At 35.1% G+C, this 26048-nt stretch carries 26 protein-coding genes, 1 tRNA gene and 1 riboswitch; of the genes, 15 read left to right on the top strand and 12 right to left on the bottom strand.

The annotated features are described in order from the left end of the window. Positions 1–53 precede the first annotated feature (53 nt). The 3 genes from IV494_RS14065 to IV494_RS14055 all read left to right on the top strand — a co-directional run bounded on the left by IV494_RS14065 (position 54) and on the right by IV494_RS14055 (position 2348). On the top strand, positions 54–776 hold the full coding sequence (locus tag IV494_RS14065; protein ID WP_196080735.1) for an ABC transporter ATP-binding protein: 723 nt from the start codon (positions 54–56) through the stop codon (positions 774–776). Positions 777–848: 72 nt separating this feature from the next. After that, positions 849–1616, top strand: a complete 768-nt coding sequence (locus IV494_RS14060; protein WP_196080734.1) for an ABC transporter permease subunit — start codon at positions 849–851, stop codon at positions 1614–1616. A 174-nt stretch (positions 1617–1790) separates the two neighbouring features. After that, entirely contained in the window at positions 1791–2348 is a 558-nt protein-coding gene (locus tag IV494_RS14055) for a fasciclin domain-containing protein (protein WP_196080733.1), read from the top strand. A gap of 104 nt (positions 2349–2452) precedes the next feature. Here the strand turns inward: IV494_RS14055 and IV494_RS14050 are convergent, their stop codons facing one another. Together IV494_RS14050 and IV494_RS14045 are read right to left on the bottom strand one after the other, a co-directional pair. Then, positions 2453–3667, bottom strand: a complete 1215-nt coding sequence (locus IV494_RS14050; RefSeq protein WP_196080732.1) for a hypothetical protein — start codon at positions 3665–3667, stop codon at positions 2453–2455. Beyond that, a complete protein-coding gene (locus tag IV494_RS14045) occupies positions 3667–4263 on the bottom strand; it encodes a Crp/Fnr family transcriptional regulator (protein WP_196080731.1) in 597 nt (198 codons plus the stop codon). Before IV494_RS14045 ends, IV494_RS14050 begins: the two co-directional genes overlap by 1 nt. Positions 4264–4372: 109 nt before the next feature. Between IV494_RS14045 and ppk1 the strand changes: the two genes are divergently transcribed. The 3 genes from ppk1 (at position 4373) to IV494_RS14030 (ending at position 9569) form a co-directional block, all read left to right on the top strand. Then, positions 4373–6436, top strand: coding sequence for a polyphosphate kinase 1 (gene ppk1 / locus IV494_RS14040; protein ID WP_196080730.1), 2064 nt, complete (start codon positions 4373–4375; stop codon positions 6434–6436). Between the two features lie 46 nt (positions 6437–6482). Then, positions 6483–6649, top strand: a riboswitch (cobalamin riboswitch). Between the two features lie 30 nt (positions 6650–6679). Then, on the top strand, positions 6680–8506 hold the full coding sequence (locus tag IV494_RS14035; RefSeq protein WP_196080729.1) for a TonB-dependent receptor plug domain-containing protein: 1827 nt from the start codon (positions 6680–6682) through the stop codon (positions 8504–8506). A gap of 10 nt (positions 8507–8516) precedes the next feature. Next, the gene (locus IV494_RS14030; RefSeq protein WP_196080728.1) at positions 8517–9569 is read left to right on the top strand and encodes an NHL repeat-containing protein; all 1053 of its coding nucleotides are present in this window, start codon (positions 8517–8519) and stop codon (positions 9567–9569) included. A 99-nt stretch (positions 9570–9668) separates the two neighbouring features. Here the strand turns inward: IV494_RS14030 and IV494_RS14025 are convergent, their stop codons facing one another. Both IV494_RS14025 and IV494_RS14020 read right to left on the bottom strand, forming a co-directional pair. Further along, on the bottom strand, positions 9669–11093 hold the full coding sequence (locus IV494_RS14025) for a CCA tRNA nucleotidyltransferase (RefSeq protein ID WP_196080727.1): 1425 nt from the start codon (positions 11091–11093) through the stop codon (positions 9669–9671). A 222-nt stretch (positions 11094–11315) separates the two neighbouring features. Then, positions 11316–11567, bottom strand: coding sequence for a hypothetical protein (locus tag IV494_RS14020; protein WP_196080726.1), 252 nt, complete (start codon positions 11565–11567; stop codon positions 11316–11318). Positions 11568–11785: 218 nt separating this feature from the next. Between IV494_RS14020 and IV494_RS14015 the strand changes: the two genes are divergently transcribed. Genes IV494_RS14015 through IV494_RS14000 form a run of 4 tightly spaced genes read left to right on the top strand, consistent with a single transcriptional unit; the run spans position 11786 to position 15560 of the window. Beyond that, positions 11786–12244 (top strand): GtrA family protein, encoded by a 459-nt coding sequence (locus IV494_RS14015; RefSeq protein ID WP_196080725.1) that lies wholly within the window; start codon positions 11786–11788, stop codon positions 12242–12244. Positions 12245–12281: 37 nt separating this feature from the next. After that, positions 12282–13007 (top strand): lysophospholipid acyltransferase family protein, encoded by a 726-nt coding sequence (locus IV494_RS14010; protein ID WP_196080724.1) that lies wholly within the window; start codon positions 12282–12284, stop codon positions 13005–13007. 44 nt (positions 13008–13051) lie between these two features. After that, complete coding sequence (locus IV494_RS14005) at positions 13052–14500, top strand: MFS transporter (protein ID WP_196080723.1); 1449 nt, start codon at positions 13052–13054, stop codon at positions 14498–14500. Next, positions 14463–15560 carry a DUF3810 domain-containing protein gene (locus tag IV494_RS14000; RefSeq protein WP_230380194.1) on the top strand — a complete coding sequence of 366 codons (1098 nt, stop codon included), beginning with the start codon at positions 14463–14465 and terminating at the stop codon, positions 15558–15560. The genes IV494_RS14005 and IV494_RS14000 overlap by 38 nt, the downstream gene beginning before the upstream one ends. Positions 15561–15914: 354 nt before the next feature. On the opposite strand, the gene IV494_RS13995 is transcribed toward IV494_RS14000, so the two are convergent. The 7 genes from IV494_RS13995 to greA form a co-directional block, all read right to left on the bottom strand. Continuing rightward, positions 15915–15988 (bottom strand) — tRNA-Met (locus IV494_RS13995). A 55-nt stretch (positions 15989–16043) separates the two neighbouring features. Then, positions 16044–17327 carry a TlpA family protein disulfide reductase gene (locus tag IV494_RS13990; RefSeq protein ID WP_196080722.1) on the bottom strand — a complete coding sequence of 428 codons (1284 nt, stop codon included), beginning with the start codon at positions 17325–17327 and terminating at the stop codon, positions 16044–16046. Positions 17328–17388: 61 nt separating this feature from the next. Next, on the bottom strand, positions 17389–17613 hold the full coding sequence (locus IV494_RS13985; protein ID WP_230380189.1) for a signal peptidase: 225 nt from the start codon (positions 17611–17613) through the stop codon (positions 17389–17391). 17 nt (positions 17614–17630) lie between these two features. Next, positions 17631–19664: a T9SS type A sorting domain-containing protein gene (locus tag IV494_RS13980; RefSeq protein WP_196080721.1), complete on the bottom strand. Its 2034-nt coding sequence runs from the start codon at positions 19662–19664 to the stop codon at positions 17631–17633. Positions 19665–19753: 89 nt separating this feature from the next. Beyond that, complete coding sequence (gene clpX / locus IV494_RS13975; protein WP_196080720.1) at positions 19754–20935, bottom strand: ATP-dependent Clp protease ATP-binding subunit ClpX; 1182 nt, start codon at positions 20933–20935, stop codon at positions 19754–19756. A 71-nt stretch (positions 20936–21006) separates the two neighbouring features. Continuing rightward, positions 21007–21396 carry an HIT family protein gene (locus tag IV494_RS13970; protein ID WP_196080719.1) on the bottom strand — a complete coding sequence of 130 codons (390 nt, stop codon included), beginning with the start codon at positions 21394–21396 and terminating at the stop codon, positions 21007–21009. Positions 21397–21540: 144 nt separating this feature from the next. Then, positions 21541–22011: a transcription elongation factor GreA gene (greA, locus tag IV494_RS13965; protein ID WP_196080718.1), complete on the bottom strand. Its 471-nt coding sequence runs from the start codon at positions 22009–22011 to the stop codon at positions 21541–21543. Positions 22012–22111: 100 nt separating this feature from the next. Here greA and IV494_RS13960 point away from each other — a divergent pair, with 100 nt between their 5' ends. From IV494_RS13960 to IV494_RS13940, 5 genes are all read left to right on the top strand, one after another. Beyond that, positions 22112–22561 (top strand): hypothetical protein, encoded by a 450-nt coding sequence (locus IV494_RS13960; protein WP_196080717.1) that lies wholly within the window; start codon positions 22112–22114, stop codon positions 22559–22561. A 26-nt stretch (positions 22562–22587) separates the two neighbouring features. Beyond that, positions 22588–23037, top strand: a complete 450-nt coding sequence (dtd, locus tag IV494_RS13955; RefSeq protein WP_196080716.1) for a D-aminoacyl-tRNA deacylase — start codon at positions 22588–22590, stop codon at positions 23035–23037. Positions 23038–23107: 70 nt separating this feature from the next. Continuing rightward, entirely contained in the window at positions 23108–23614 is a 507-nt protein-coding gene (locus IV494_RS13950; RefSeq protein WP_196080715.1) for a hypothetical protein, read from the top strand. A 10-nt stretch (positions 23615–23624) separates the two neighbouring features. Further along, positions 23625–24407, top strand: a complete 783-nt coding sequence (locus tag IV494_RS13945; protein ID WP_196080714.1) for an alpha/beta fold hydrolase — start codon at positions 23625–23627, stop codon at positions 24405–24407. 21 nt (positions 24408–24428) lie between these two features. After that, the gene (locus IV494_RS13940) at positions 24429–24794 is read left to right on the top strand and encodes a DUF1304 domain-containing protein (RefSeq protein ID WP_196080713.1); all 366 of its coding nucleotides are present in this window, start codon (positions 24429–24431) and stop codon (positions 24792–24794) included. A 24-nt stretch (positions 24795–24818) separates the two neighbouring features. Here IV494_RS13940 and IV494_RS13935 read toward each other — a convergent pair whose 3' ends face one another. Then, positions 24819–25826, bottom strand: a complete 1008-nt coding sequence (locus IV494_RS13935; protein ID WP_196080712.1) for a DHH family phosphoesterase — start codon at positions 25824–25826, stop codon at positions 24819–24821. Positions 25827–26048 lie beyond the last annotated feature (222 nt).

Here is a 26048-nt window from a genome sequence, read left to right as displayed (position 1 = left end):
TAAAATGAAGTCGCTAAAACGTTCTTCATTGTATTTTCTATTCTCTTACTGATATGATAGAAGTAAAAAATTTAACGAAAAAATTCGATCGCTTTACCGCACTCGATGATCTGAATTTATCCTTTACCGACGGGAAATCAATCGCTTTAATTGGTCCAAACGGCTGCGGAAAAACAACTTTAATTAAATGTATTTTAGGTTTAAATGTCATCGAAACCGGTGACATCTTAGTCGATGGCAAAAGTGTGAAAGACGATTACCTCTACCGCAGAGAAATTGGTTACATGCCTCAAATCGGGCGTTATCCGGAAAATATGACGATCGGACAAACCATCAAAATGATCAAAGACACCCGAAAAATGTCGGAAACTCATTTAGATAACGAACTTCTCGAAGCTTTCGAACTCGAAAAAATGTACGATAAGAAAATGGGCAATCTTTCAGGCGGAACAACGCAAAAAGTGAGCGCGGTGCTGGCTTTTATGTTTGATCCAAAAGTTATCATTCTGGATGAACCAACTGCCGGACTCGATCCCTTGGCTTCCGAAATTCTGAAAAATAAGATCATCCAGGAAAAAAACAAAGGCAAACTCATTATTATCACCTCTCACCTCTTGAGCGAGCTGGATGATATTGTGAGCGAAATTGTTTTTATCAACGAAGGCAAAATCATCGTACAGCAATCTGTCACTGACTTAATGACCGAACGCAAATCAGAAAAAATTTCCGAATCGATTGTAAGTATTTTGAAGGAGATGAAAAATAATTCGAAGTAATTACCAATTTTGAACAGACTTTAACGTCAATCTTCAACATGAAAATTGGATGAAAGTCAAAAATTTAGATCAATGAACAAAATAGCCCGCTTTATACTTTTTGATATTTTAAAAAACAAGATCGTTATTTTTTATACCATTTTACTTTTTATTATTTCATGGTCCGTTCTCGGTTTAGAAGGAAATTATACGAAAGCAACTTTGAGTTTGCTCAATGTTGTTTTGCTCGTTGTTCCTTTGGTAAGTATTATATTTTCAACGATTTACGTTTACAACAGCAGTCAGTTTATAGAACTGCTTCTGAGTCAACCGGTTCCCCGCGTGAAAGTTTGGTTTAATATCTTTTTGGGACTTTCCACTGCATTGGTTTTCGCCTTTTTAATTGGGTGTGGAATTCCTATTCTGCTCTACTCTTCTCTAGAAACTGGATTTTCATTAATAATTATCGGAGTGTTACTGTCTGTGATCTTCACCTCATTTGCAATGCTTTCTGCGATCTTGAGTCGTGACCGTGCAAAAGGAATCGGAATTTCAATTTTTATATGGCTTTTCTTCAGCATTATTTATGATGGAATTCTTTTGATGTTAATGTTCCAGTTTTCAGATTATCCAATAGAAGGAATTATGGCGACTTTAGCCGGATTGAATCCTGTTGGTTTATCCAGAATTTTTGTTCTGCTTCAACTTAACATTTCCGCGATGCTGGGCTATTCTGGCGCCGTTTTTCAAAAGGTTTTTGGTTCCGGTGGCGGAATGGGAATTTCTATGTTAATTCTTCTCATCTGGGCAACTGTTCCTTTCGTGCTCTCTTTAATTAAATTTAATAAGAAAGATTTATAGATCTTCTACTTCCTAAAAATTTCATCATTCAACAAAGACTGTTTCTCGTCACATAGTCTATTTAATTGTCGCAATTTCAAGTGATAAAAGTCACCAAACCACTTTAGATTGATATGACTGTAGTCATACGTTTTTTCTGTATTCTGCCGTAAATTTATATAAAATTAAAGCATAATGAAAAAGTCAATTCTAATTTTGGGCATGGTAGGATTTGCCCTTGTTTCCTGCAAAAAAAGTGAAACAGTAACTGCTGCTGATACTACAAATGCCACGGAAGCAGTGGGTCACGGACAGGAAGGAATACAAGATGAAGATTCTCAACCCAATGTGGTTCAGTTGGCTTCAAAAAACCCGGATCTGTCTACATTGGTAACGGCTGTAAAAGCTGCGGGTTTAGCAACATCACTAAGTAACGCCGGACCTTTTACGGTATTCGCACCTTTGAATTCTGCCTTTGATAAACTTCCTAAAGGAACAGTTGAAGGATTACTAAAACCCGATAAAGTTGATGATCTGTCAGATATTTTAGGATATCACACTTATGTTGGAGTGATCAAAGAAGACCAAATGTCGGATGGTCAAAGTCTGGGAATGGTGAACGGAAAAAATATAAAAATCACAATGATTGACGGGAAACCTGTCATCAACGGAAAAGCAAAAATTGTTGCAACAGTTCCCGCCTCAAACGGAATCGTGTATGTAATTGATGAAGTTTTGCTTCCGGCAAAATAAAGATCTGAGTTTATTGAATTTAATGTTGGAACGGCTTTCAAAATTATTTTGAAAGCCGTTTTTTTATGGGGTAAATCTAAATTACAATCTGCTGTTCTTTAAAATTAAGTCTTCTTAAAAGATTTTAAATTGACGAAGATCCAGAATATCGAAACAAACATTAAAACTGAAACAAGCAGAAGTATTTCATTTGCAAAGGGAATTGCAATATATTTGATAGAGAAAATACCCATCAAACCAAGGATAAACTCATTCAGGAAAATTCCTAATAAAAGAAGTTTCACGCCCAAAAGAAGCTTTTTTGTTATCGTAAAATAATTGGTCGCTAAGATCTGATTGACTAAAAATGTAGCAATACACATCAGTAAAACCAAATGCAGATAAGCGATGACAACGTTTCTAAAGCCAAATGCAAACTGATTGAGCGCCGGAATATTAGAACCTAGCTGAAGTGCAATTTTCACCGCAAAAGCAAATCCTGCGTACATCAAAACAAACCGATGCATTTTTGACCATTTCAAAACTAAATTGGTCCAGTTCTTTTTCACGAAAAGATAAAGCATTACTGCGCCAATCGTTTGTCCGATGGTCGCAACAACAATCACTGCAAAAATATAAACCGGCATTTTCATCCATAAAACAGATAATCCATAACCGATGACGCAACCGAAAAACAGAAGCCAGAAAATTAACTTATTCTGTTTCTCAGAAATCGCAGAACCCACTTGTTTCAGAGAAAATAGAAGAAAACCAATACAGGAAAAAATAAAGAATCCGTTGTACTGAAAGTGCAGATAATAATACTCCGAGGCGAGATAAAGATCCTGTGTGGCCGTTTTAGACATCATCATAAATCCTAAATTAAACACTCCGACCGAGGAAATAACCGCAAAAAACAGACCTGCTAAAAACCAGATCTTCGAAGTATCCTGAATTTTATTGGAATCTCTGATGAATAAAAAGAAAAAGGCAAAACTACAGAGCAAAGCTGTTGTAGAACCCGCGATCGACGCCCAAAAATAACCACCATAAATAAATGTTCCGAGCATAGAAAAAGAAGCGATCAGATTGATAATGATGAGTTTCTCATACTTTTTCAGATTAATTGCCGGATTGATCTTACTCAGATAATTCAGGATCAATACATAGATCGCATTGGTGATCCAGGCATAAAAAGCAAAATGCGAATGAGCTTCCTGTAAATGCTTCTGATCTAAAAAAGGCATTGAATATAAAATTTTGTAGCGCATCGTAACGCCCAGAAGTGCGACGATCAAAAAATTGAAAATTGAAAATTTCAGCCAGAAACTTCTTTGCATTAGTAATAAATTTTATGATTGATTAATTGTAACTTTTCTTCTCTCTCCATCTTTTTCACCGCCCGAATTACAGTTTCTACAGCCAATCCTGTGGAATTTGCCATTTCTTTTCTTGTGACATCAATGATAGTTTTTTGCTCAGGTTCCAGACCCAGAGTTCTCTTGTGAATTTTTAAAAACTGAAGAATTCTTTCATTCGGACTTAAGTGAACGATCGATTTCAGTTTCATGGTTTTTTCATAAGCCTTTCTTGCAATTTCTTTTGTAAATCTAAAGAGCAGTGGAGGATTATCTATCATGAATTTTTGAAATTGCTCCTCATTAAAACAGAAAACTTTCGCGGTTTCGCTGGCAATAATTGCATTTGCAGGATAGCGTTCGCCCAACAAAAACGGAGGTTCACCCAGAAACATATGATTCACCACGGTACTGATCAAAAACTCTTTACCTTCAGAATCGGTATTGTAAATTTTGATCTCTCCTTCCAGCAGATAATAAAGATTAACCGCCTTCTGATCTTCCCGAAAAAGAGTGTCTTTTTTCTTAAAATGAAGGACCGGAATTTTATTTTTCAACAAAATTTCTTTTGAGAACATAATTTTAGTTTGATTCAAATTTAACACTAAATTATTGTTCCACCTATGATTGCGATCACAAACTAATGCGCAAAATTCCTTATTTTTGGGGAAATCTAATTCAATTAAAATGTCGAATCAATTTAACCCAAGAGATATTACGTGGCTCGCTTTTAACGAAAGAGTTTTGCAGGAAGCGATGGATGTTGAGGTTCCTCTTCATCTTCGTATTCGGTTTCTGGGAATTTTTTCAAATAATTTAGATGAATTTTTCCGGGTTCGCGTTGCCGGACTAAAACGGGCGATGGATTTTAAAGAAAAATACATTACCGAATCTTTTTATCAGCCGCCAACAAAAATTTTGCAGAATATCACCGAAGTGGTCATTAAACAACAGCAAAACTTCGATAAAACCTGGAAAAAAATTCAGGTAGAAATGGCAGATGAAAATGTATTCATCAAAAATTCTAAAACCCTGAACGCTGAGCAAAAAAGATTTGTGGTCCACTATTTTGATGAAATGGTAGAAAGCAATGTCATTCCGATTTTGTTGAATGAAAATTCGCCAATGCCTTATTTGAGAGACAAATCTCTTTATTTGGGAGTCGCGATGCGTACAAAGCAATTTCAATACGAAAGCAAATTTGCCATCATCGAAATTCCTTCCCGAATTTTGGGCCGTTTTGTATTATTACCTTCCGACGACGACACCAAAAACGTCATGCTTTTGGAAGATGTGATCACGTATAATTTGCCTCACATTTTTTCCTATTTTGGATATGATGAGTTTGAAGCACATTGTTTTAAAGTCACTAAAGACGCCGAATTCGATTTAGACAACGACATTAAAACAACGCTTGCACAAAAAATTGAAAAAGGAATTAAATCCCGTCGAAAAGGAAAACCAACGCGTTTTGTTTTTGACAAAGCAATGGACAAAGCCTTGCTCGAATTTCTTATCAGAAAATTACATTTAACAAAAAAAGACAGCATTATTCCGGGAGGTAAAATTCATAATTTCCGTCATTTTATGGAATTTCCCGACGTTTTTAAGGCGTACAAAAAACCGGTAGAAAGAACTTCATTTGATCATCCTGATCTTGTTGGAAAAAGAGTGACTGATGTAATTCAAAAAACCGATATTCTGCTTACTTTTCCTTATCACAATTACACGCCGGTCATCGATTTGTTGCGGGAATCAGCGATGGATCCGGATGTAAAATCGATTCAAATTACAGCATATCGATTGGCGAGCAATTCTAAAATAATCAATGCTTTGATCAATGCCGCGCGAAACGGAAAAGAAGTTACCGTAATGCTGGAATTGCGCGCAAGATTTGATGAAGAAAGCAATCTGGGCTGGAAAGAAATTCTGGAACAGGAAGGTGTGAAAGTTTTAGTCGGAATTCCCAATAAAAAAGTTCATGCAAAACTCTGTGTCATCAAAAAAAGGGTGCATAATAAAACGTTGCAGTATGGTTTTGTAAGCACCGGAAATTTCAACGAAAAAACGGCAAAAATTTACGGCGATCATCTTTTAATGACTTCTGACAGAGTTATCATGGCCGACATTAATAAGATTTTCAATGTTTTAAAGAAACCAAAAGATAATATCATGCAGGCTTTAAAAGGGTGTAAAAAATTATTGGTTTGTCCCGAATTTATGCGTGAAAAAATCATTCATCATATCGACAAAGAAATCGAAGAAGCGAAAGCCGGACGGAAAGCTTTAATGATCATTAAAACAAATTCACTGAGTGATCGCGCTTTAATTGAAAAAATTTATGATGCGGCAAAAGCTGGTGTCGTTGTCAAATTAATTGTCAGAGGAATTTATTGCGCTGTGAATCAAAAAGAATTTAAGCAAAAAATTACCGCAATCAGTATTGTTGATGAATATCTGGAACACGCGAGAGTCATGTATTTTTACAGCAAAGGAAGCGAAGACATCTACATTTCTTCCGCCGACTGGATGACACGAAACCTGGATTACCGAATTGAAGCCGCTGCAAAAATCACCCAGAAAAACATTAAAAAAGAAATTAAAGACTTGCTCGACATTCAATTGAGTGATAATGTAAAAGCCAGAATTCTGGATAAAAAACTGAGCAATCAATATGTGGAAGGCGATAAAATAAAAATTCGGTCGCAAATTGAAACCTATCGGTATTTAAGAGCAAAGGAAAAAGTGTAAAGAGCCAAGTTAAAAGCTTAAAAAATTCACCATTCACTCATTCATATTTATTCCATACCTTTGCACTGCTTTTAGAAAAGGGAATTGTGTGCAAATCACAAACTGTCCCCGCAACTGTAAATCACCACTAGTGAAACTGCAATACAACCACTGAGCAATCGGGAAGGTGCAGTTTTGTGAAAGTCAGGAGACCTTACTGAAAGTATTAACTTATAAAATGCTTTCGGAGGAAAGGCTTCATTAATGACTAAAAAATACCAATTTTCGGCTGTTTTACTATTTTGTTTTTTCTTGGGTTTTTCTCAGGAGAAAGCAATCGACACGGTTTATATCTTCGACAATCAATTGAAGAATTCAAAGAAATTTCATAAAATTGAAACTTTAGATGAAGCAGATCTGTTGAAAAACACGACGAATCTTTCTGAAGTTCTGCGTTTTCAATCGCCGGTTTATATTAAAGAAAACGGTCGTGGCATGGTGTCTTCACCATCTTTCCGTGGAACTACGGCACAACAAACTGCTTTTATCTGGAACGGAATTAATATCAATTCTACCTTTTTAGGACAAGGTGATGTCAATAATCTCAACCTTCTTGGTTACGATCAACTGGAAATAAAATCTGGCGGCGGAAGTGTCATTTACGGAAGTGGCGCGATCGGCGGAACGATCCATTTGAATAATGAATTGTCCTTTAATAAAGGTTTTCATTCTACTTTATTCCTCGAAGGTGGTTCGTATAATACGTTCAATTCATTTTTAAAGACTTCTTACAGCAACGATAAATTATCGGTAAAAGTTTCGGGGAATTTTGTTAAAAGCGATAATTATTACGAAGTTCCGGAGAAAAAATACGTCAACTTAAATGGGGAATATGATAACCGAACTTTTAATTTAGGAGCCGCTTACAAACTCGATCACAGAAATACGATTTCCTGGCAAACGCAGATCTACGACGGCGTTCAACATTACCCTGTTTCTTCAGAAGATTTTACGAAAACAAAATATTTTTCTGATACTTTCCGGAGTTTAGTTGCCTGGGATTTTAAAAATAAAAAAATTCAAAATAGCTTTAAACTCGCCTATTTGCAAGATGAATTTCAATATTTCGATCATATTGAAAACCCAAAAAGCAGTGGCGGAACGGCGGATATTTATTTGGCAAAAAATGATCTCAATTATATTTATAATGATAAAATTGCTTTTAATATCATTGGTGAATATCAATTCAATAAAGCAGAAGGTTACAAATCCGGGATCAGTTCTGTTTCAAGAAAAGCAGGTTCAGCAGCAGGTTTACTAAGATGGAATCCTTCACAAAAATTCTATTTCGAAGCCGGTATTAAAAAAGATTTTGTAGAAAAAATTGAAACTCCCCTTCTTTTTTCGTTTTCCGGAAAAATGAAAGTAGGCGATTGGTATCAAGTTGCTTTGAATGCTTCGAAAAATTTCAGATATCCGTCTTTCAACGATCTGTATTGGCAACCGGGCGGAAATTTAAATCTACGGTCAGAAATTTCTTATCAGGGAGAATTAGGAAATAATTTTAAATACGGCGATCTCAAATTAAATGTCACTCCTTATTACATCAACATTAAAGATATGATCCGTTGGTTGCCCAATTCGAAAGGAATCTGGTCGCCGATGAATACGAATAAAGTGGAATCTTATGGAGTAGAATCCCAGTTTGATTTTGAAAAATCTTTCGGAAAAAACAAAACTAAGTTTTCTCTCGGTTATATTTTTACCCATTCAAAAAATGTGGAAACCGACCGGTTTTTAGCCTATGTTCCACAACATAAAATTTACGGAAACGCGAATTATCGATACGATTTCTTAGAATTTTTCGTTCAGGGAATGTTTAATGGATGGACTTATACTTCAGATGAAGAAAAACTGAAGGACGCAATTAAATCCTATTTCGTGATGAATTCAGGAATCAACATCACTGTTTTGAAACATTATCAAATCGGTTTTAAAGTGAATAATATTCTCGATGAGATCTACGAAACTACCGCTTATTATCCTTTACCAAAAAGGAATTACAGCGCCAACCTTTTAATTAACTTTTAAAAATAAAAATATGAAATTTTCTAAAATTCTTGCTTCAGCTTTTGCGCTGACTTTACTGTTCAACATTTCTTGTCGCACAAATGACGATCCCATCAAGGAAGAACTCCCAAGAGGCGCGTACGAAAACGGAATCATCATCACTAATGAAGGTGGATATTCTACGCCAACTTCTTCGGCTTCTTTTCTTCCAACCGACTTATCAAAGCAGGAAGACAATATTTTCGCAAAAAATAACGATAATGCGGTTTTGGGAAATGTTTTCCAGTCGATCGGGTTTAAAGGTGATTTGGCTTATCTCGTTTTAAACGTTCCTAATAAAGTGGAAATCGTGAACCGTTATACTTTCAAAAAAACTGCAACGATCACTTCTAATTTGAGCACACCGAGATACATTGCGTTTACTCCAAACAATACTTATATCACCAATCACGATTTTTTTACCGTGAAAAAAGTAAATATTTATGACAACGCGAATAATTTTGTAAAAAGCATTGATTTTGATCGTTATGCTGAAAAAATATCAGCTTCAAACGGTTTTATTTACGTTCAAACGGATGGTTTAACTTACGATTCATCTTCCAACGAATTGGCGACCGGACATACGATCTCCAGAATTAATCCTGCGACCAATGCGGTAGATAAAACCATTACTTTATCTGATGATCTGGTTATTCGTGATATGATCGCCGATGATACTTATGTGTATGTAGTAACTTCAGATTATACGAACTCTAATATTTACAAAATTACTTCTGCGACCGGAAATGTACAGAAAATCGAATTGCCTGGAATTGCAGGAGCGCAAAAGCTAGCTTTGGATAACAGCAAATTATATTTCATGACTTCCGGGAACAAAATTTATAATTTAACGGCGACTACGGCAAACGCTATGTTTACAGCAACTGCAAGTTATGCTTACGGATTTAATGTAATTGATGGAAATGTTTATGTTTCTGATGGTTCATTTACCGGAGACAGCACCGTGAGAATCTATAATTCTACAGGAACCATAGTGAAAACTTTGAGCACAGGAATCGGGACCAATGGTTTTTATAAAAACTAAAATTTGAATTGTAAGTATTTCAAAAAGATATTCTCATTACGAAAAAGAACGAATTTTTAAGTGCGTTCTTTTCTGTTTTGAATAGAAAGTTATTTCCGTTTAGATTCCAGTTTTTAATCCAAGAAGTTCGCCTTCTTTAATGACGAAATTTCTCGCCTCATCTTTATCATTTGCAATTTCGCCTTCCAGAATCGCTTCTTTTACTTTTTCCTTTAAAATTCCGATTTCCCGGCTCGGTTTTATTTTAAAAAGCTCCATAATTTCTTCTCCTGAAATCGGTGGTTGAAAATTTCTGACCTGATCTTTCTCTTCTACTTCTTTTATTTTAATGGCAACTTCTTCAAAATTTCGTTTGAACTTGGCCTGTTTTGAAGAGTTTTTCGTCGTGATATCTGCTTTATTCAAAATAAACAAATCCTCCAGATCTTCACCGGCATCAAATAAGAGTCGTCGCAGCGCAGAATCTGAAGTTCCGTCGTCAACCAAAGCGATCGGTCTTGAGGAAAGTTTGACGAGTTTCTGAACATATTTCATATCTGTTCCAAGCGGTAGTTTTAAACGGTAGAAAAGATTTTTTACCATTTTTGAACCCAGAAATTCGTGACCGTGGAAAGTCCAGCCAATTCCGTCCACAAATTTTTTCGTCGGCGCTTTTCCGATGTCGTGCAACAAAGCTGCCCATCGGAGCCAAAGATTATCGGTGTTCGCAGAAATATTATCTACAACTTCCAGCGTGTGCCAGAAATTGTCTTTGTGCGTTTGTCCTTCAACTTCTTCAATTCCTTTTAATGCAGTTAATTCAGGAATGATCAGTTGCATCAAACCGGTTTCTTCCATCAATTTTAAACCTAAAGAAGGTTTTGCAGAAAGCATGATCTTATTAAATTCAACCATGATGCGCTCCAGAGAAACAATTTTGATTCTTTCTGATTCATTTTTGATGGCATTCAAAGAGTTTTCTTCAATCTTAAAGTTTAAGGTCGAAGCAAACCGAATTGCACGCATCATTCTCAAAGGATCATCGGAATAAGTTTGACTTGGTTCTAATGGAGTGCGGAGAATTTTTTTCTTAATATCTTGAACGCCATCAAATGGATCGATCAGATCGCCAAAATTTTCTTTGTTTAAAGAAAGTGCCAAGGCATTGATGGTAAAATCGCGGCGTTTTTGATCATCTTCCAAAGTTCCGATCTCTACAGAAGGTTTTCGGGAATCTTCAGCATAGCTTTCTTTTCGCGCGCCTACAAATTCTAAATCAAGACCCTCATGTTTGAACATCGCAGTTCCATAATTTTTGAAAATGGAAACCTTAAGTTTTGGATTGAGTTCTTTTGCGATCGATTTTGCGAGTTCTATACCATTTCCTTCAGTGACAAAATCAATATCGGTGGGACTTTGACGCTTCATCAATAAATCACGAACGTAACCCCCGACAATAAAAAGAGTTTGATTATTTTTAGCCGCAACTTCGGAAAAAATCTTAAAGTTTTTGAAATTTTTATTTTGCGTAAGATTGATATTCATAAGCTGAATTACCACAATCGAATGATTGAAGTTTTAATTTTTGCAAAGATAAGTAAAAGAGATGCGGGATTAAAACTGAAAACTCAATCCAAAAAGATTTGATAAAATAAAAATTAGATTTTTAGACAAAAATAAACGCCTGGTTTATGAATTTCCGAGCGTTTTTAGAAAATAAATATTCAAAAAGTATAAATTGATCAAACAATGTATACTGTAAACTCTTTAGATTTCTTTATTGTCTTTCTCCAAAAGCCAATCGCCAATTTCATCTTCCAGATATTCGGTTTGTATTTTAACAGCATCCATAAAATCATCGGGAATATTCGAGGTATCGCTATTCTCCAGATTATATAGTTCATTCGACATTAATTCGTATTCCTCATAAATTCTTTTGAATCTAGGACTGTTTCTCTCTAATTCTTCAATTTTTTTCTGTTGAGGAATGAATTTTCTGAAAGGTCTCTGTGTTGTCATGATTTTTTTTTGATATTACTGCTTTTTTTGTAAAATTTAAATCTGCTTATCGGTATTTAAAAATAAAATCACTTCTGTAACTACCTAAAAATGAAAATATTATAATAACCTTCTGCTTTAAGACGAAATAAAAGTAAACAATAAAATGAGACAAAAAAAAACTTTAACAAGATTTTCTGATTGTTTAACATATAATTTTAAATTTGCATTTATTAAAGATGAAAGAACTTTTACTAAAACAAAGACAGATATTGCTTTTCGCTTTTGCGGGAGCGCTTAGTGCGATCGTAGAGATCGGAACTTTCAAAATATTCAGTGTTCATTTACCGCATATATTTTCACAGGAAACAAATTTTCATGGGATCCACTTTCCTTTGAGCAACATCTTATCGACAAGTTGTGGGATTTTCACCAATTATTTTTTGAGCATCTGGTTCGTCTTTGCCCGTGGTAAACATTCGAAAAATAAGGAGTTCGCTTACTTTATGGGCATCTCTTTTTTATCAACAATAGTTAGTTTAAGTTTTTTCCAGATCTTCTTCCGATTTGTATTCTTAGATCATATTGATCTGGGCTTCTTTGTATTCAGTCAGGAAATGTTGAGTAAGATCGCCGCAATTATACTGGTTTCTGTCCTCAACTACACTGTGAAGAAGAAAATTATTTTTAATGGTTAATCACTTAAAGACTAGCTTTGCTTTTTTAAAAAATTAAATGAAAAAAATCCTCAATTATATTTGGCGTGGTTGGATGCTGATCTTAGGCGCTGTTCTGACCACCGTTATGGGAATTCCTGTTTTAATTTTATCGATCAGAAAAGAGCATTATAAATATGCGTACAAATTCATTCGTTTCTGGGCGATCGGAATGTTCTACGGAATGGGATTTCGCTACGATCTGAAAAAACTCACCGATAAAAAAATCGATAAAAACACACAATATGTCTTTATTGCGAACCACACTTCGATCATGGATATCATGTTGCCCTGCATTTTGATGCCAGATCATCCGCTTTGCTATGTCGGAAAAAAAGAACTTGTGAAAATTCCAATTTTCGGAACCATCTATAAAAGAATTTGTGTCATGGTTGATCGAAGTTCTGCGAAAAGTCGCGCGGATGTGTACCGGAGATGCGCCGAAAGAATGGAAGAAGGGCAAAGTATCGTTATTTTCCCGGAAGGTGGTGTTCCCGATGATGAGTCGATCGTTTTAGATGAATTTAAAGATGGTGCTTTTATTTTAGCCTCAAAATATCGGGTTCCAATTGTAGTTTTCACCTTTGTTGGTTTAAAGGAAATGTTTCCTTTTGATTACTCAAGAGGTTTTCCCGGAAAAGTACAGGTTTATTTCAATGATATTTTAGGATCTGATCACTCTGTAAAAGACCTCAAATCGCTTTCTCATGCTGAGATAAAAAAAGTTTTGGAAAAATCCCTTTGAGAATTTAAATTAGTTATATTTGTTTTTAAAGAAACTATTAACAAATGTCTACAACTTACACAAAACAAACTAACTGGGGTCAATTCGTACCGTTGGTAACTGTATTTTTCTTCTGGGGATTTGTTGCGGCGAGCAACGATATTTTAATTCCCGTTTTTAAAAAAGCTTTTGATCTTACTCAAAGTCAAAGTCAGTTGGTATCGGTCGCATTTTATGTTGCGTATACCGTTGGTTCCCTCATCTACATGTTTATTTCGAAAGCTATCAAACAGGATCTGGTGAATAAAATCGGCTACAAAAACGGTTTGATTTTAGGACTTTTAATTTCGGCTTCCGGAACTTTACTTTTTTATCCTGCAGCCAATTTGGGCTCATTCCCATTAATGATCTCCGGATTATTTATTCTGGGTCTGGGTTTTTCATTACAGCAGATCGTAGCAAATCCACTGGCTATTGAAGTTGGTCCAACTGAGACGGGCTCACAAAGATTAACGATGGCGGGAGGAATTAATAATCTTGGTACAACTATAGGACCTTTGATCGTAGCTTTTGCAATTTTTGGCTCAGCAACTGCCTCAAATACCGAAGCAAGTATCGAATCTGTAAAAATCCCTTACATGGTTTTAGGAGGTGCGTTTATTTTAGTCGCAATTTTACTTAAATTTTCTTCGTTACCACAAATTACACCAACAATCGCAGAAGTTACTGATGACGCTGTTCCTGGCGAACATAGAGATTCTGCATTGAAATATCCACAACTGGTTTTAGGGATGATCGCGATCTTCGTCTATGTAGGTGTAGAAGTTTCAACCGCGAGTAATTTGCCAGCTTACATGGAAAAATCCTTAGGATTCACTACTAAAGATATTGCGCCTTATGTTTCTTTATATTGGGCTTCATTAATGATCGGTCGGTGGACCGGAGCTGTGGAAGCATTCGATATTAGCGCAAGTTATAAAAAGATATTACGATTTCTGGCCCCTTATCTGGCTTTTGGAGTTTTCCTTCTGGTCAATGCGATCGCTAAACATGATCTGTCCCATTTTTATATTTATGGTTTGGTTATTTTGGTCATGATCGCTTGTGATATTGCGAGTAAAGGAAACCCGGCGAGAATGTTACTGATCTTCTCCTGTATGGGAATTTTGTCTCTGGCAACGGGAATGATGACTTCGGGAATGACTTCAGTTTATGCATTTACAAGTGTTGGATTATTCTGCTCTACTTTGTGGCCATGTATTTTTGCACTAGCGATTAATGGTTTAGGAAAACATACGAATCAGGGATCAGGTTATTTGATTATGATGATCATGGGTGGTGGAATTATTTCCTGGTTGCAGGGAACTCTTGCCGATATGACAAATATTCACGTTAGTTACGTAGTGGGAGTTGTTTGTTTCGCTTATCTCGCATTTTATGCAGTACGAGTTACAGGAATTTTAAAAGCGCAGGGAATTGAACTGGATCAAATTAAAAGTGAAGGTGGACATTAAACAAAAACCCACATATAAAACAAAAGGATTTTGGGCGGGTATTTTACTTGCCCAATTTCTTTTGTTCTTCATCTTCTCAAAAATTGAATTCGTTGTAAATCTCTTCAGTAGTTTTTTTGAATTGCAGAAAGGTTATCACCAAGCAATATTTTCATCGCTTGCATTTTCAGTGGGCGATATCTTCTATATCATCCTTGGAATTGGCCTCCTCTACTTTGTTTTTAAAATTATAAAGAAGAAAAGCAGAAACATCTTTCTTCTGAGATTCTTAATTGCGGCAAATATTCTCTATTTCAGTTATCAGCTATTTTGGGGCATGCTTTATTTTCAGCAACCGATTATTAAAAATCTTCCGAAAGGAAATATCACCTTAAAAGAAACCCAGGATTTGACCTTAAAATATCTCAATCTTTGTAAGCAAACCCGCCAATTGGTTAAAGAAGATAAAAATGGGGTTTTCATGGTGACTAATCTGGGCAGCATCAAAAATGAGATTCTACAGAATCAAAATTATCTGCCAGATTTCTTAGGTCATAAGAAAGCCGTAAATATTAATGCTTTTAAACCCAGCCTGTATGAAGGAGTCATGAGTTATACCGGGATCTTAGGTTATTACAATCCATTTACTGCAGAAGCGCAATACAACGCTGAATTGCCCTCCACTTATCTTCCGTTTACCTTGGCGCACGAAAGCATTCATCAATTAGGTTTTGCACGGGAACAGGAAGCAAATTTCACCGGATTTCTCGTTGGTAGAAGTGCGACGAATCTTGAATTAAGATATAGTACTGAATATTTTGTTCTGAAATCACTACTGAATTCTCTGGCAGAAAAAAATCCTGAGTTTGCAAAGAGCGTACTCCAAAACTATTCCGCAGAGATGAAGCGGGATCGTAGGGCTGAAAAAGATTTTAGAAAAAAACATGAAGGATTGCTAGATGTGCTGTTTGGTTATACCAACGATTTATTTTTAAAAAGCAACCAGCAAGAAGGCAGTATTACTTATTCTTATTTCGTTGATCTATTGATTCGTTTCGAAAGAACACTACCAAAAAAATAAAAAAAAAGAACCGCATAATGAAATGCGATTCTAAAAACACAAATGATGAAAAAAAATTTGCTTACACGACAACTTGCGTCATCATTAAAGCGTTGTAAAAGTACTACATTTTTTTTATTTAGCAAAACTTTTGATAAAAAAAATAGGTAATATTTTCATTATTAATATACGTTTAATAACAGTACTTTGAAAAAATTACCAGCACAACAATGATTAATCAAATCTATTGTCATTTCGGTAATTATAAAGTTAAAAATTAATGGTTATTTGATGAAATACTAAAATGACATTTTAGGTCTGAACCGCTGTTTAATTTTAAAATAAAAAAACCCAAACAATTGTTTGGGTTTTTAGTAGCGAGGACGGGAATTGAACCCGTGACCTCAGGGTTATGAATCCTGCGCTCTAACCGACTGAGCTACCTCGCCTTTTTTTCGGTGGTGCAAATATAAAAATATTTTGTGAGGTAGCAAAAATTTTAATTTAATTTAATTTCAAATAAGAAAACACGTCTTTAGCGTGATCGGGTTTAGCAATAATTTTGTTGTTTGCGTCGAGTATGTAGTACGACGGAGTAGCATGAACATTATATTTGTTAGCATATGAACTGTACCAACCTTTGAGCTCCGAATCATTGATCCACGGCAAGCTTTTCACCTTATTTTCATATGATGCCTTTTCACTATCCAAAGAAAGTCCAATTATTTGTATATTTTGTGCCTGTAAAGCGCTGTATTTCTCCAAAAACTTCGGAAGTTCAGCTTCACAATGCGAGCAGGTAGACGCCCAGAAAATAATAATTTTCTTAGCAGCTTTCACTTCAGAAAGTGATTTTGCCTTTGTGTTGGTTGGCTGGTTAAATATTTGATCCGGAAACTGCGCTCCAATTTCTGTATTTTTATTTGTGGCGATGGTAGAAGAAAGTCTTTCATTGATCGTACATTTTAAATTGCTGGCTTCTGTAAGATATTTATCTTTTAGATCCTTCATTTCGTAAAGGTCAAAAATTTCAATAAGTTCAGACAGCACGGTCTGTCCTCGAGGTGTCTCTACATTCACCGCGGCCAGTAATTTGTCGATATCTGAGGAAACGTTCGAACTAGGACCGATATTTAGATAAGCAACTAAAATAGGTCTCATAAGCGATGAGGTTTCTAAAAGGTCATTTGACTTAGTCAGAAAATCGATAATTTCCTCATGCGTTAATGCTTTCTTTCCAGCACTCTTTTCTAAGAATCTTGCGTAATTCGTTTTATAAAAATTAACAAACGGGTATTTAACACTTATATCTGAATTATTGGATAAACGAAGGATCTCGGTTTCAATTGCTTTTCCAAAATCGGAATTATCTTTGTAATATTCCTTCATCTGAAATAATGCAGGCAGAATAAATTCTTTTTTTTGCTGCACATCCTGCAAATTATTCATCACAAAATTACTGTCGTCAAGGTATTGAATATTGGTAACCTTAGAATTTTCAACATCAAATTTTAACTTTACATTTTTATTTTCAGAAATAAAGTTAATTGATACATTTTGTTCAGGGAAGTACAGCTTCATCATTCCAGAATAAGGCTTTGTGACATTAATTTGCCAAGTGTTCCCTTTTCTGACCTCTTTGGTTTCCAACAGGTCTTTTGAACCACTTAATGTATAAAGATATACCTCTTTTGGAGTAAAAGTCGCCGGAGCTTCGATCTCAATTTTGAATTGAGCTGATAATGAGTTCAAAAGGATTAAACTCAGTACTGCTAAAATTTTCTTCATAGCGTAAATATAAAAAAACCCACCGAATTTTCGATGGATTTCTTATAATTTTAATAAATATTTAAGCTATTGTTTTATGCTGTTTTCTTGCAAAATAGATGATCAAAAGAAAACCGACCAATGCCAGAATGTAAACATACATATCGATTGGTGAAGAGGGCGCACCTGGACCAGTACCACCACCACCACCAGGAGGCGGAGCGGGAACATCATCAGGAATACCCGCTTTATAAAGCGTTCCTATAATGAGGAATAAAAAGAACAAAGTTTTATTAATAATTTTCATAATGTGTGTTTTTAATATTATCTGATAATTTTGGAACTAACTTTTTCTCCTTTTTCCGAAACAGCAGTCACGATGTACGCAGAATTCATTTTCGATAGATTTATCTCGAAATCTTTATCAGTCAAAACATCTTTTTGAGAAATAATTAATTTCCCACTCATATCATACACATTAATATCTGATTTTTTCCATTGAGGATCAAAGCGTACTACGAACATGTTAATGGCTCCATTGTAAACAACCTTAGTTCTGGAAGGTTTCGTACTTCCACCTGTTCCTAATACTATATTTGATTTTCCATAATATAGATTATATTGGTCTCCAAGTACAGGAATTACTTGATTCTGTGCAATTTCAGAAATAGCTCCTGTCGCTGATTTATAATAAAATCCAATTCCGGTTGACAAATTATGTTCGCCATCTGGAATTAATTCAGCATTTTCTCTAACTTCAAATTTTAAAGATTTAATACTGCTGCTATACAATGCTAAAGGAAGTGCTTTTCCAAGAAAATCGGTTTCATTTGCTTCATTGATATATAACCAATATGAATCTTTATAATTCATATCATAACCACCGTTTATATCTTCCTCATAAGTTCCTAAAATATTTTCATTCCCCAATGTTGATTGCACCGTTGGTTGTGTAGTGTGACCGGTAGTTGCAGTTGGGTAAACCGCAAAATAAGTTCGAGCGAGCTCCTGACCATTTTCATCTAAACCAATTACACCTAATTGCTTTACAGTACTGGTCGTATTACCTGCATTTCCAGATGATTTTAAAGCATTTACATCATAATCGGTACCCGTCATTCGTCGGGAATTTTTAAATCTCCTTAAATTGTCAAAATATAAAGTTTTATCACCAACACCAGCATTAACAACTTCTGGATTATTATTTCTTAATTTTATTACAAATGTTTGCATTGGCTTAATGATCAAACCAACATCTCCTACTGGGAAACTTGCATTAGGATTACCAACAACATCAGTAAAGTTTATGAATTTAGCACCTACAGAATAGGTACTGCCATTTGATAAAGAAACTACGGTACCTGGATCATAACGAACTCCCTGTATTGACGGAATATTATTACCGTCAGTAGTTGCACCTGCTTCCACTTTATTGATGAAACCCAGATCTAAATTTGTGAAATATGGGTTTCCAAATTGGTAAATGTTTCTACCATAGTTTCCTGCCCATGGCGTTGTTGCTTCCCAATCATCTTGAAGATATGTATTGTATTTTTCATTATAGGAATTATTATTATTCCCTCCTGTTCCAAAAATTACTCCGTTCGCAGCATTTTTCAACGACTCCGTTATTCCATTAGCAAATGCTTGTCCTCTTAAGGTATAAACGACACCTTTTCTGTTTGGATTCGTAATAAACGCAGGATCTGACGGATCAGGATTTGAAGGCATCAAAGCAGGCGGATTGTCTGAATCAAAGGAATTCGAACCCAACATATAGTAGGTCGTATTTTTCGGAGTTGTAGCAGATACACTCAAATTGTCTGAAACAGCAGTTATGTTGTTCCACGTTAAAATTTCATTTTTGGAGTATCTAATGTCAGCAAAAGTTTTTCCGAATGTTCCAATCGATGATGTACTGCCTGAAAGGCTGGAAAGTAGTTTATTTCTGAATGGCAATGCAATCTGCTGGTAAGTACCGTGTTTAGGAGTACGATATTCTTTATCAACGATCGCTGTCATATTACCTTGAGCTAACCCGTTAATAAATAGCTGACCGTAAGTAGAAGTTGCTGAACTTGATGGAGTATTAAGTCTAAGGATGATATTTCCTCCGTCTAATTTATCGCCTCCACCTGTGGCTAAAGTTTTGAAAAGATCAGAACCTGATCCAACAATCATGACATTTCCATGTACATCGTAAATACCGTTTTCTACAGTTTGAACGCCACCTCCGTTATAGACCAAAGCGTTTTCTCCTACGTAAAAAACCGCATCCTTATTTGCACTGAAGATGACTTGGGCACCAACAGATAAACTTAGCGCCATAAGCGCTACAGTTAATAGATTTTTTTTCATTATTGTGTGTTTTGTGTTTTCCTGAAAATAATACAGTTACAAATGTATTCATAATTTTTAGTATTTCAATGAAATTCCTAAAATAAATACTAGAAAATTACATTATCAGTAGTTAACGTGATCTTCTTTTGCTTCGTAATATCAAACATAAAGTCTTCTAAAACTTTTTCAGTTGTTCCTCTCAATCCTCTCGCTCCCAATCCTTTATCCATGGTTTCGTCAACGATCATATCGATTGATTCATCGGTAAATTTCAAGGTAACCCCATCCATCTTAAATAGCTCAACAAACTGATTAACGATAGAATTTTTTGGTTCTTTCATAATTCTGATCATCGTCTCTTTATCGAGTTTCTCCAGATAAGTTACAATAGGAAAACGCCCTAAAAGCTCGGGGATCAAACCGAATTTTCTCAAGTCGATCGCATTGATCTGACGCAGCATATAATCTTCGTCTTCAACTTTATTTATTTTTTCCATGCTGAATCCAATTGCTTGTTTATTCAGCCGTTTTTCAATAATATCTTTAATTCCATCAAAAGCACCACCGGCGATGAACAGTATATTTTGCGTATTTACCTGGATGTATTTTTGATCAGGATGCTTTCTTCCTCCTTGTGGCGGCACATTTACAATACTTCCCTCCAATAATTTCAGTAATCCCTGCTGAACTCCTTCACCGGAAACATCTCTTGTTATGCTTGGATTATCAGATTTTCTTGCAATTTTGTCGATCTCATCAATAAAAACAATCCCTTTTTCGGCTTTTTCTACGTCGTAGTCAGCAACCATTAATAAACGTGACAAAATACTTTCTACATCTTCTCCAACATAACCTGCTTCCGTAAGAATGGTGGCATCAACAATACAGAATGGAACATTTAATTCTTTAGCAATTGTTTTTGCTAAAAGTGTTTTACCGGTTCCTGTTTCACCAATCATGATGATGTTGGATTTTTCTATTTCCACTTCCCTGTTCTCATTCTTGGCATGTAAAATACGTTTGTAATGATTATAGACTGCAATAGAAAGTTGCTTTTTAGCCTGATTTTGTCCGATGACATAGAGGTCCAGAAATTCTTTAATTTCTCTGGGTTTCTTTAAATCTGCCATGCTTTCTGCCGGGGAAAATTTTGAATCTGAAGCGCCTTCCGCTACAATTGCATGCGCTTGCTCGATACAGTTTTCGCAGATAAATCCGTTGTTTCCGGAAATCAGCATTTGTACTTCAGTTCGTTTTCTTCCACAGAAAGAACATTCGTTTGAATTCATATAAAATAATAAGTTAAGAGTTAAATTAAAAAATTTTGTCAAAGCATAATCACTTTGACAAAATTGTATTTTTAGGAATTAAGAATCGAGTTTTGAATCTCGAGATATTCTTCATTGGAAAATTTTAAACGTACGTTTTTAAAATTCATATCTCCCATCTCGGTGATTGGAATGAGGTGAATATGTGCGTGGGGAACTTCTAATCCGATCACTGATACCGAAATTCTTTTGTCAGGATACGTCTTTTCCAGTTTTTTTGCAACTTTTTGTGCAAAACTCCAAAGATCTTTAAAATCTTCATTTTCCAGATCAAAAATGAAATCAATTTCCTTTTTCGGAATAACTAAAGTGTGCCCTTTCACCAAAGGCATCGCATCCAGAAAAGCTAAATATTTTTCGTCTTCCGCAATTTTATAGGCAGGAATTTCGTTTTTTATAATTTTTGTAAATATGGAACTCATGATTTTGGTATTTGTAATTATTATCTAGAAATTATCTAAACTACACGACCACCTCGATTTCTATGATGTTGTAAAATTACAATTTAATTAAAAAAATGATTGTTAAAGAATTCGTAAAACTTTGTTTAAAATTACCTTCGATTATTAAATGGAAATCTCGAGTACCTCAAACGAAAGTTTATTTCCGTTTGGCAAAACAATATCTGCCGTTTCACCAATTACTTTACCCAAAAGTCCTTTCGCAATTGGCGTATTGATTGAAATCTTCCCAGCTTTCAGATCGCTTTCATTATCAGGAACTAAAGTGAATTTCTGCTCTCCTTTTGTCACCATATTTTTCAAACGCACGGTGGTCAAAATAGAAACTTTGGAAATATCTAAATTGGTTTCATCGATTACTTTTGCATCTGCCATTAAATTCTTCAGTTTAGAAATTCTCATCTCTAACATTCCCTGTGCTTCCTTTGCAGCATCGTATTCTGCATTTTCAGAAAGGTCGCCTTTATCTCTAGCTTCAGCAATTTGCTGTGTAATTTTTGGTCTTTCGATGGTTTCCAGCAGTTCCAGTTCAGCTTTCATTTTATCTAATCCATCTTTGGTAACATAACTTGCCATAAATTCTTATATTTAACGTTAGTATAAAAAAATAATCCGACATTTGTCGGACAATGTTTTTTTGCGTTGATCGTTTTACAAAGATATAAATTTATTTTAAATGAAAAGAAATATTTCAATCTTACTTTTCCCAATATTACTCATTTTCAGCGCCTTAAATCTTAATTCATGCAGCAGTCGCGAAGAAACAGTCAGCTGTTTTCCCAAAGTTCCGGTCAATGTTGTTTTAAACCTTAATCTTCCTGCTTATTACGATCTACAAAATGTAAATGGATGGATTTATGTCAACCAACAGGAATCTGGAACACGCGGTTTAATTGTCGTGAGAACAACCAACGGGTTTAAAGTATATGACAGAAACGCTCCTCACATTTGTCCGGATAACAACACGACTTTGGTAGTCGAAAATAATATCAAAATAGTTTGCCCAAAAGACAATGCAACTTGGATCCTCATTACTGGTGAACCTACAAATGTCGCCCAAATTGCGCCAAAAACGTACCGATACAATTTCGATTCAAATTCCGGAATTCTTTCTATTTTCGATTAATTTTTTTTCCTAAATCTTATTTTTTAATGAAAGCAGTTATTCAAAGAGTTTCTGAAGCCAGTGTAAAAGTTGATGATGAAATCGTGGGCCAAATTTCAAACGGTTTGCTTTTGTTAATTGGCGTTGATGAAGAAGATGAATTAAACGATGCGAACTGGCTTGTTCAGAAAATTTTGAATCTCAGAATTTTTGGTGATGAGGATGGCAAACTAAATCTGTCGATTCTGGATATTTCCGGTGAAATTCTTTGCATCAGTCAGTTTACTTTAATTGCAGATTATAAGAAAGGAAACCGCCCTTCTTTCATAAAGGCAGCTAGACCAGAAAAAGCTATTCCGTTATTTGAATATTTTAAAACTGAAATTTCAAAATCAAATTTGAAAATTGAGAGTGGCATATTCGGTGCAGACATGAAAGTCTCTTTATTGAATGACGGTCCGGTAACCATCGTGATGAATTCTAAAACGAAACTTTAAATTAAATTTCATTCCACTTTAAAAACAACTCTTATTTTATTTAAATTTGAGGAAAATACTATTATTATATATGAAGCGAACTATCCTTTTAATTTCTGCAGTAACAGTAATGTCCTGTTCAAAAAAAGATGCTGATCAAACAGAAACTCTTTCTCCGGAAGCTAAAAAAATCGAATCCATAAATATGGTCCGAAAAAAAATGAATGACAGTATTGAAATTTTAAATCAGCAAAACATCTTCAAAGATCTGAGTGGAAACCATCAGCTTAAATTCACTTCTGATGAAACGTCTGCATTTGCTGGAACGGCAAACTTCGAAAAAACCGGTCGTGATTTATACAACCTTACCGGAAATGCGAAATCAGGCAAAAATATTTTAGAAATTAAGGGCACTATAAAAAGAGTTTCTGAAAAACATCTTAATTTTGAAGGAGAAATCACCCAAAAAATTAACGGAGTTGTTTTTAAAAGAACTAAAAAGACAACCTTTTTTGATGAAGGAAAAGGAAAATTCTGGCGCTTGCAGAATAAAATTAATGGTTCCGGATTTGCTGACTATATCGACATTTACTTTTAAAATTATTCGCATGTTGAACTACGAAATATCCGGAAAAGGAAAAGAAAACCTTGTCTTGCTGCATGGTTTTATGGAAAATCTGCTTATTTGGGAAGATTTGGAAGTGGGTCTTTCAAAGGATTTCACACTTATAAAAATTGATCTGCCTGGACATGGTCTGTCTAAAATTTATGCCGAAATTCATTCGATGGAATTGATGGCGGAAGAAGTAAAAAAAGTCACAGATCATTTAAAATTGAAAAAATTTCATCTCCTCGGTCATTCGATGGGAGGTTATGTTTCGTTGGCGTTTGCTGAAAAATTTCCGGAAGTTTTGAAAAGTTTGACTTTGTTTTTTTCCACTTATTTTTCAGATAACGAAGAGAAAAAACAACAACGGCAGAAAAGTCTTCGGATCATCAAAGAAGCCTTTCCAACTTATGTAAGTGCGGGAGTTCCCAATCTATTTAATCCAAATGAAAAAGATATTTTGGAAGGGAAAATGAATCTCGCAAAAGAAATTGCTCTTTCTACAAAAAATGATGGAGTTTCAGCCGCCGTAAAAGGAATGATAGAAAGAACCGACAAAACATCGGTGCTGGTTAATTTTGAAGGTAAAATTTTGGTACTTGCAGGCAAACATGACAATGCTGTGAATGTAGAAAAAACCATTAAAAATCTACCAGAGAAAACAAACATTAAATCCTATATTTTAGATTGCGGCCATAATGGACATTGGGAAAAACCGACAATTTGTGCAGAAATCATTAATGCTGAACTCCTTCACAATCTACCGAAACATCTTCTTTTCTAATTTTAAAACCTTGAAAATCCCATGGAAATTATTGCAAAAATATTAATTGCTCTTGTTGCTATTGAACATCTTTATATTTTATATATGGAAATGTTTGCATGGGAAACGCTGGGTAAAAAAACATTCAAGGGCGCATTGAAAGACGAACTTTTCACGCCTACGAAAAACTTAGCTGCAAATCAGGGATTATACAATGGGTTTTTATCGGCAGGTTTAATCTGGTCTTTGGTAATTTCTGATGAAATGTGGTCTAAATATGTCGCAATGTTTTTTCTGAGCTGCGTAATTGTTGCGGGAATTTACGGCGCATTCACCGCTTCGAAGAAAATATTTTTCGTGCAGGCTTTGCCAGCAATTTTAGCTTTGATATTTGTTTTGGCAAAATAAATCTTATTTCAAAGCTGAATCTTATTAAAAATCTTCCTGCTCAATTTTCTCTTTAAAATCGACAATTGTTTCTTCAATGGTTTTCATGTATTTTCCACCGGCTGCGTTAATGTGACCGCCTCCGTTAAAATATTTTCGGGAGAACTGATTGACATCAACCTCATCTTTGGAACGGAAAGAAATTTTGATAAAATCATCATATAAATCTTCCATAAAAAATGCGGCAACTTGCGTTCCCATAATGCTTAAACCGTAGTTTACAAAACCTTCGGTATCTCCTTTCTGGAAACCAAATTCTTTCAATTCATCCCTTTTCAACCAAAGAATGGCAACTTTTCCGTCTTTCACTACTTCAATTCTACCTAAAATCAAAGCCAAAAGATGAAGTCTTGAAACCGTATTGGTATCCCAGGTATTAGAAGTGATCATGGCTGGATCTGCGCCCTTTTCAATTAAATTGGCGACAATTCGGTGCGTTGTTGCACTCGTTGACCGAAAACGGAAACCTCCTGTATCAGTCATAATACCGGTGTAAAGACATTCAGCGATATCTTTATTTACTAAGTTTTCTTCCTTTAATTCCTGAATAAAATGATACACCATTTGCGAAGTCGCTGGGATCGTAACATCAGAATACACATAATGAAAATCATCAGGTTGTTGATGGTGATCGATCAATATTTTTTTCGCTCTTGCCTTTTCAATCCAGGGCCCCACTAAATTACCGCTTCTGTGAGAAGCATTAAAATCTAAAATAAAAATAACATCAGCGTTATAAATTGCTTCTCCGGCTTGCTTTCTTTTATAATCTGCAATAATGATCTGTTTGGATTCGGGCATCCATTTCAAAAATTTTGGAAAATCGTTCGGAACGATAACATCAGCTTCTAAACCTTTCTGTTTTAAGAAATGTTTCAGACCCAAACTGGATCCAACAGCATCTCCATCGGGATTATAATGGGTGATAATGACTATCTTTTTCTCTGGTATTAACAGTTTTTGAATTTCGGAAATTTCTGTAGAAGTAAACATTTAGTACAATTTTTTGGAGTCGCAAAGGTAATCTTTGTTTTTGACAAATTACAGCCGGGCAAAAATTTCAATGTTCGATTTAGGGTGTTTTAGCTTAAGGAAATAGGGTGTTTTCACCACTCTATTGAATGAAATAAGGGAGAGATTTGCAATATTAATATTCCTCAAGATATTTTGAAGAAATTGTCATTCGTCGATTATTTTCGTCGTTGGTCGATTTGA

It is taken from the genome of Kaistella gelatinilytica, from assembly GCF_015679325.1.
GTDB lineage: Bacteria > Bacteroidota > Bacteroidia > Flavobacteriales > Weeksellaceae > Kaistella > Kaistella gelatinilytica.
Note: the sequence above shows the minus strand (reverse complement) of the source record. Positions and strands in the feature narration are given on the sequence as shown.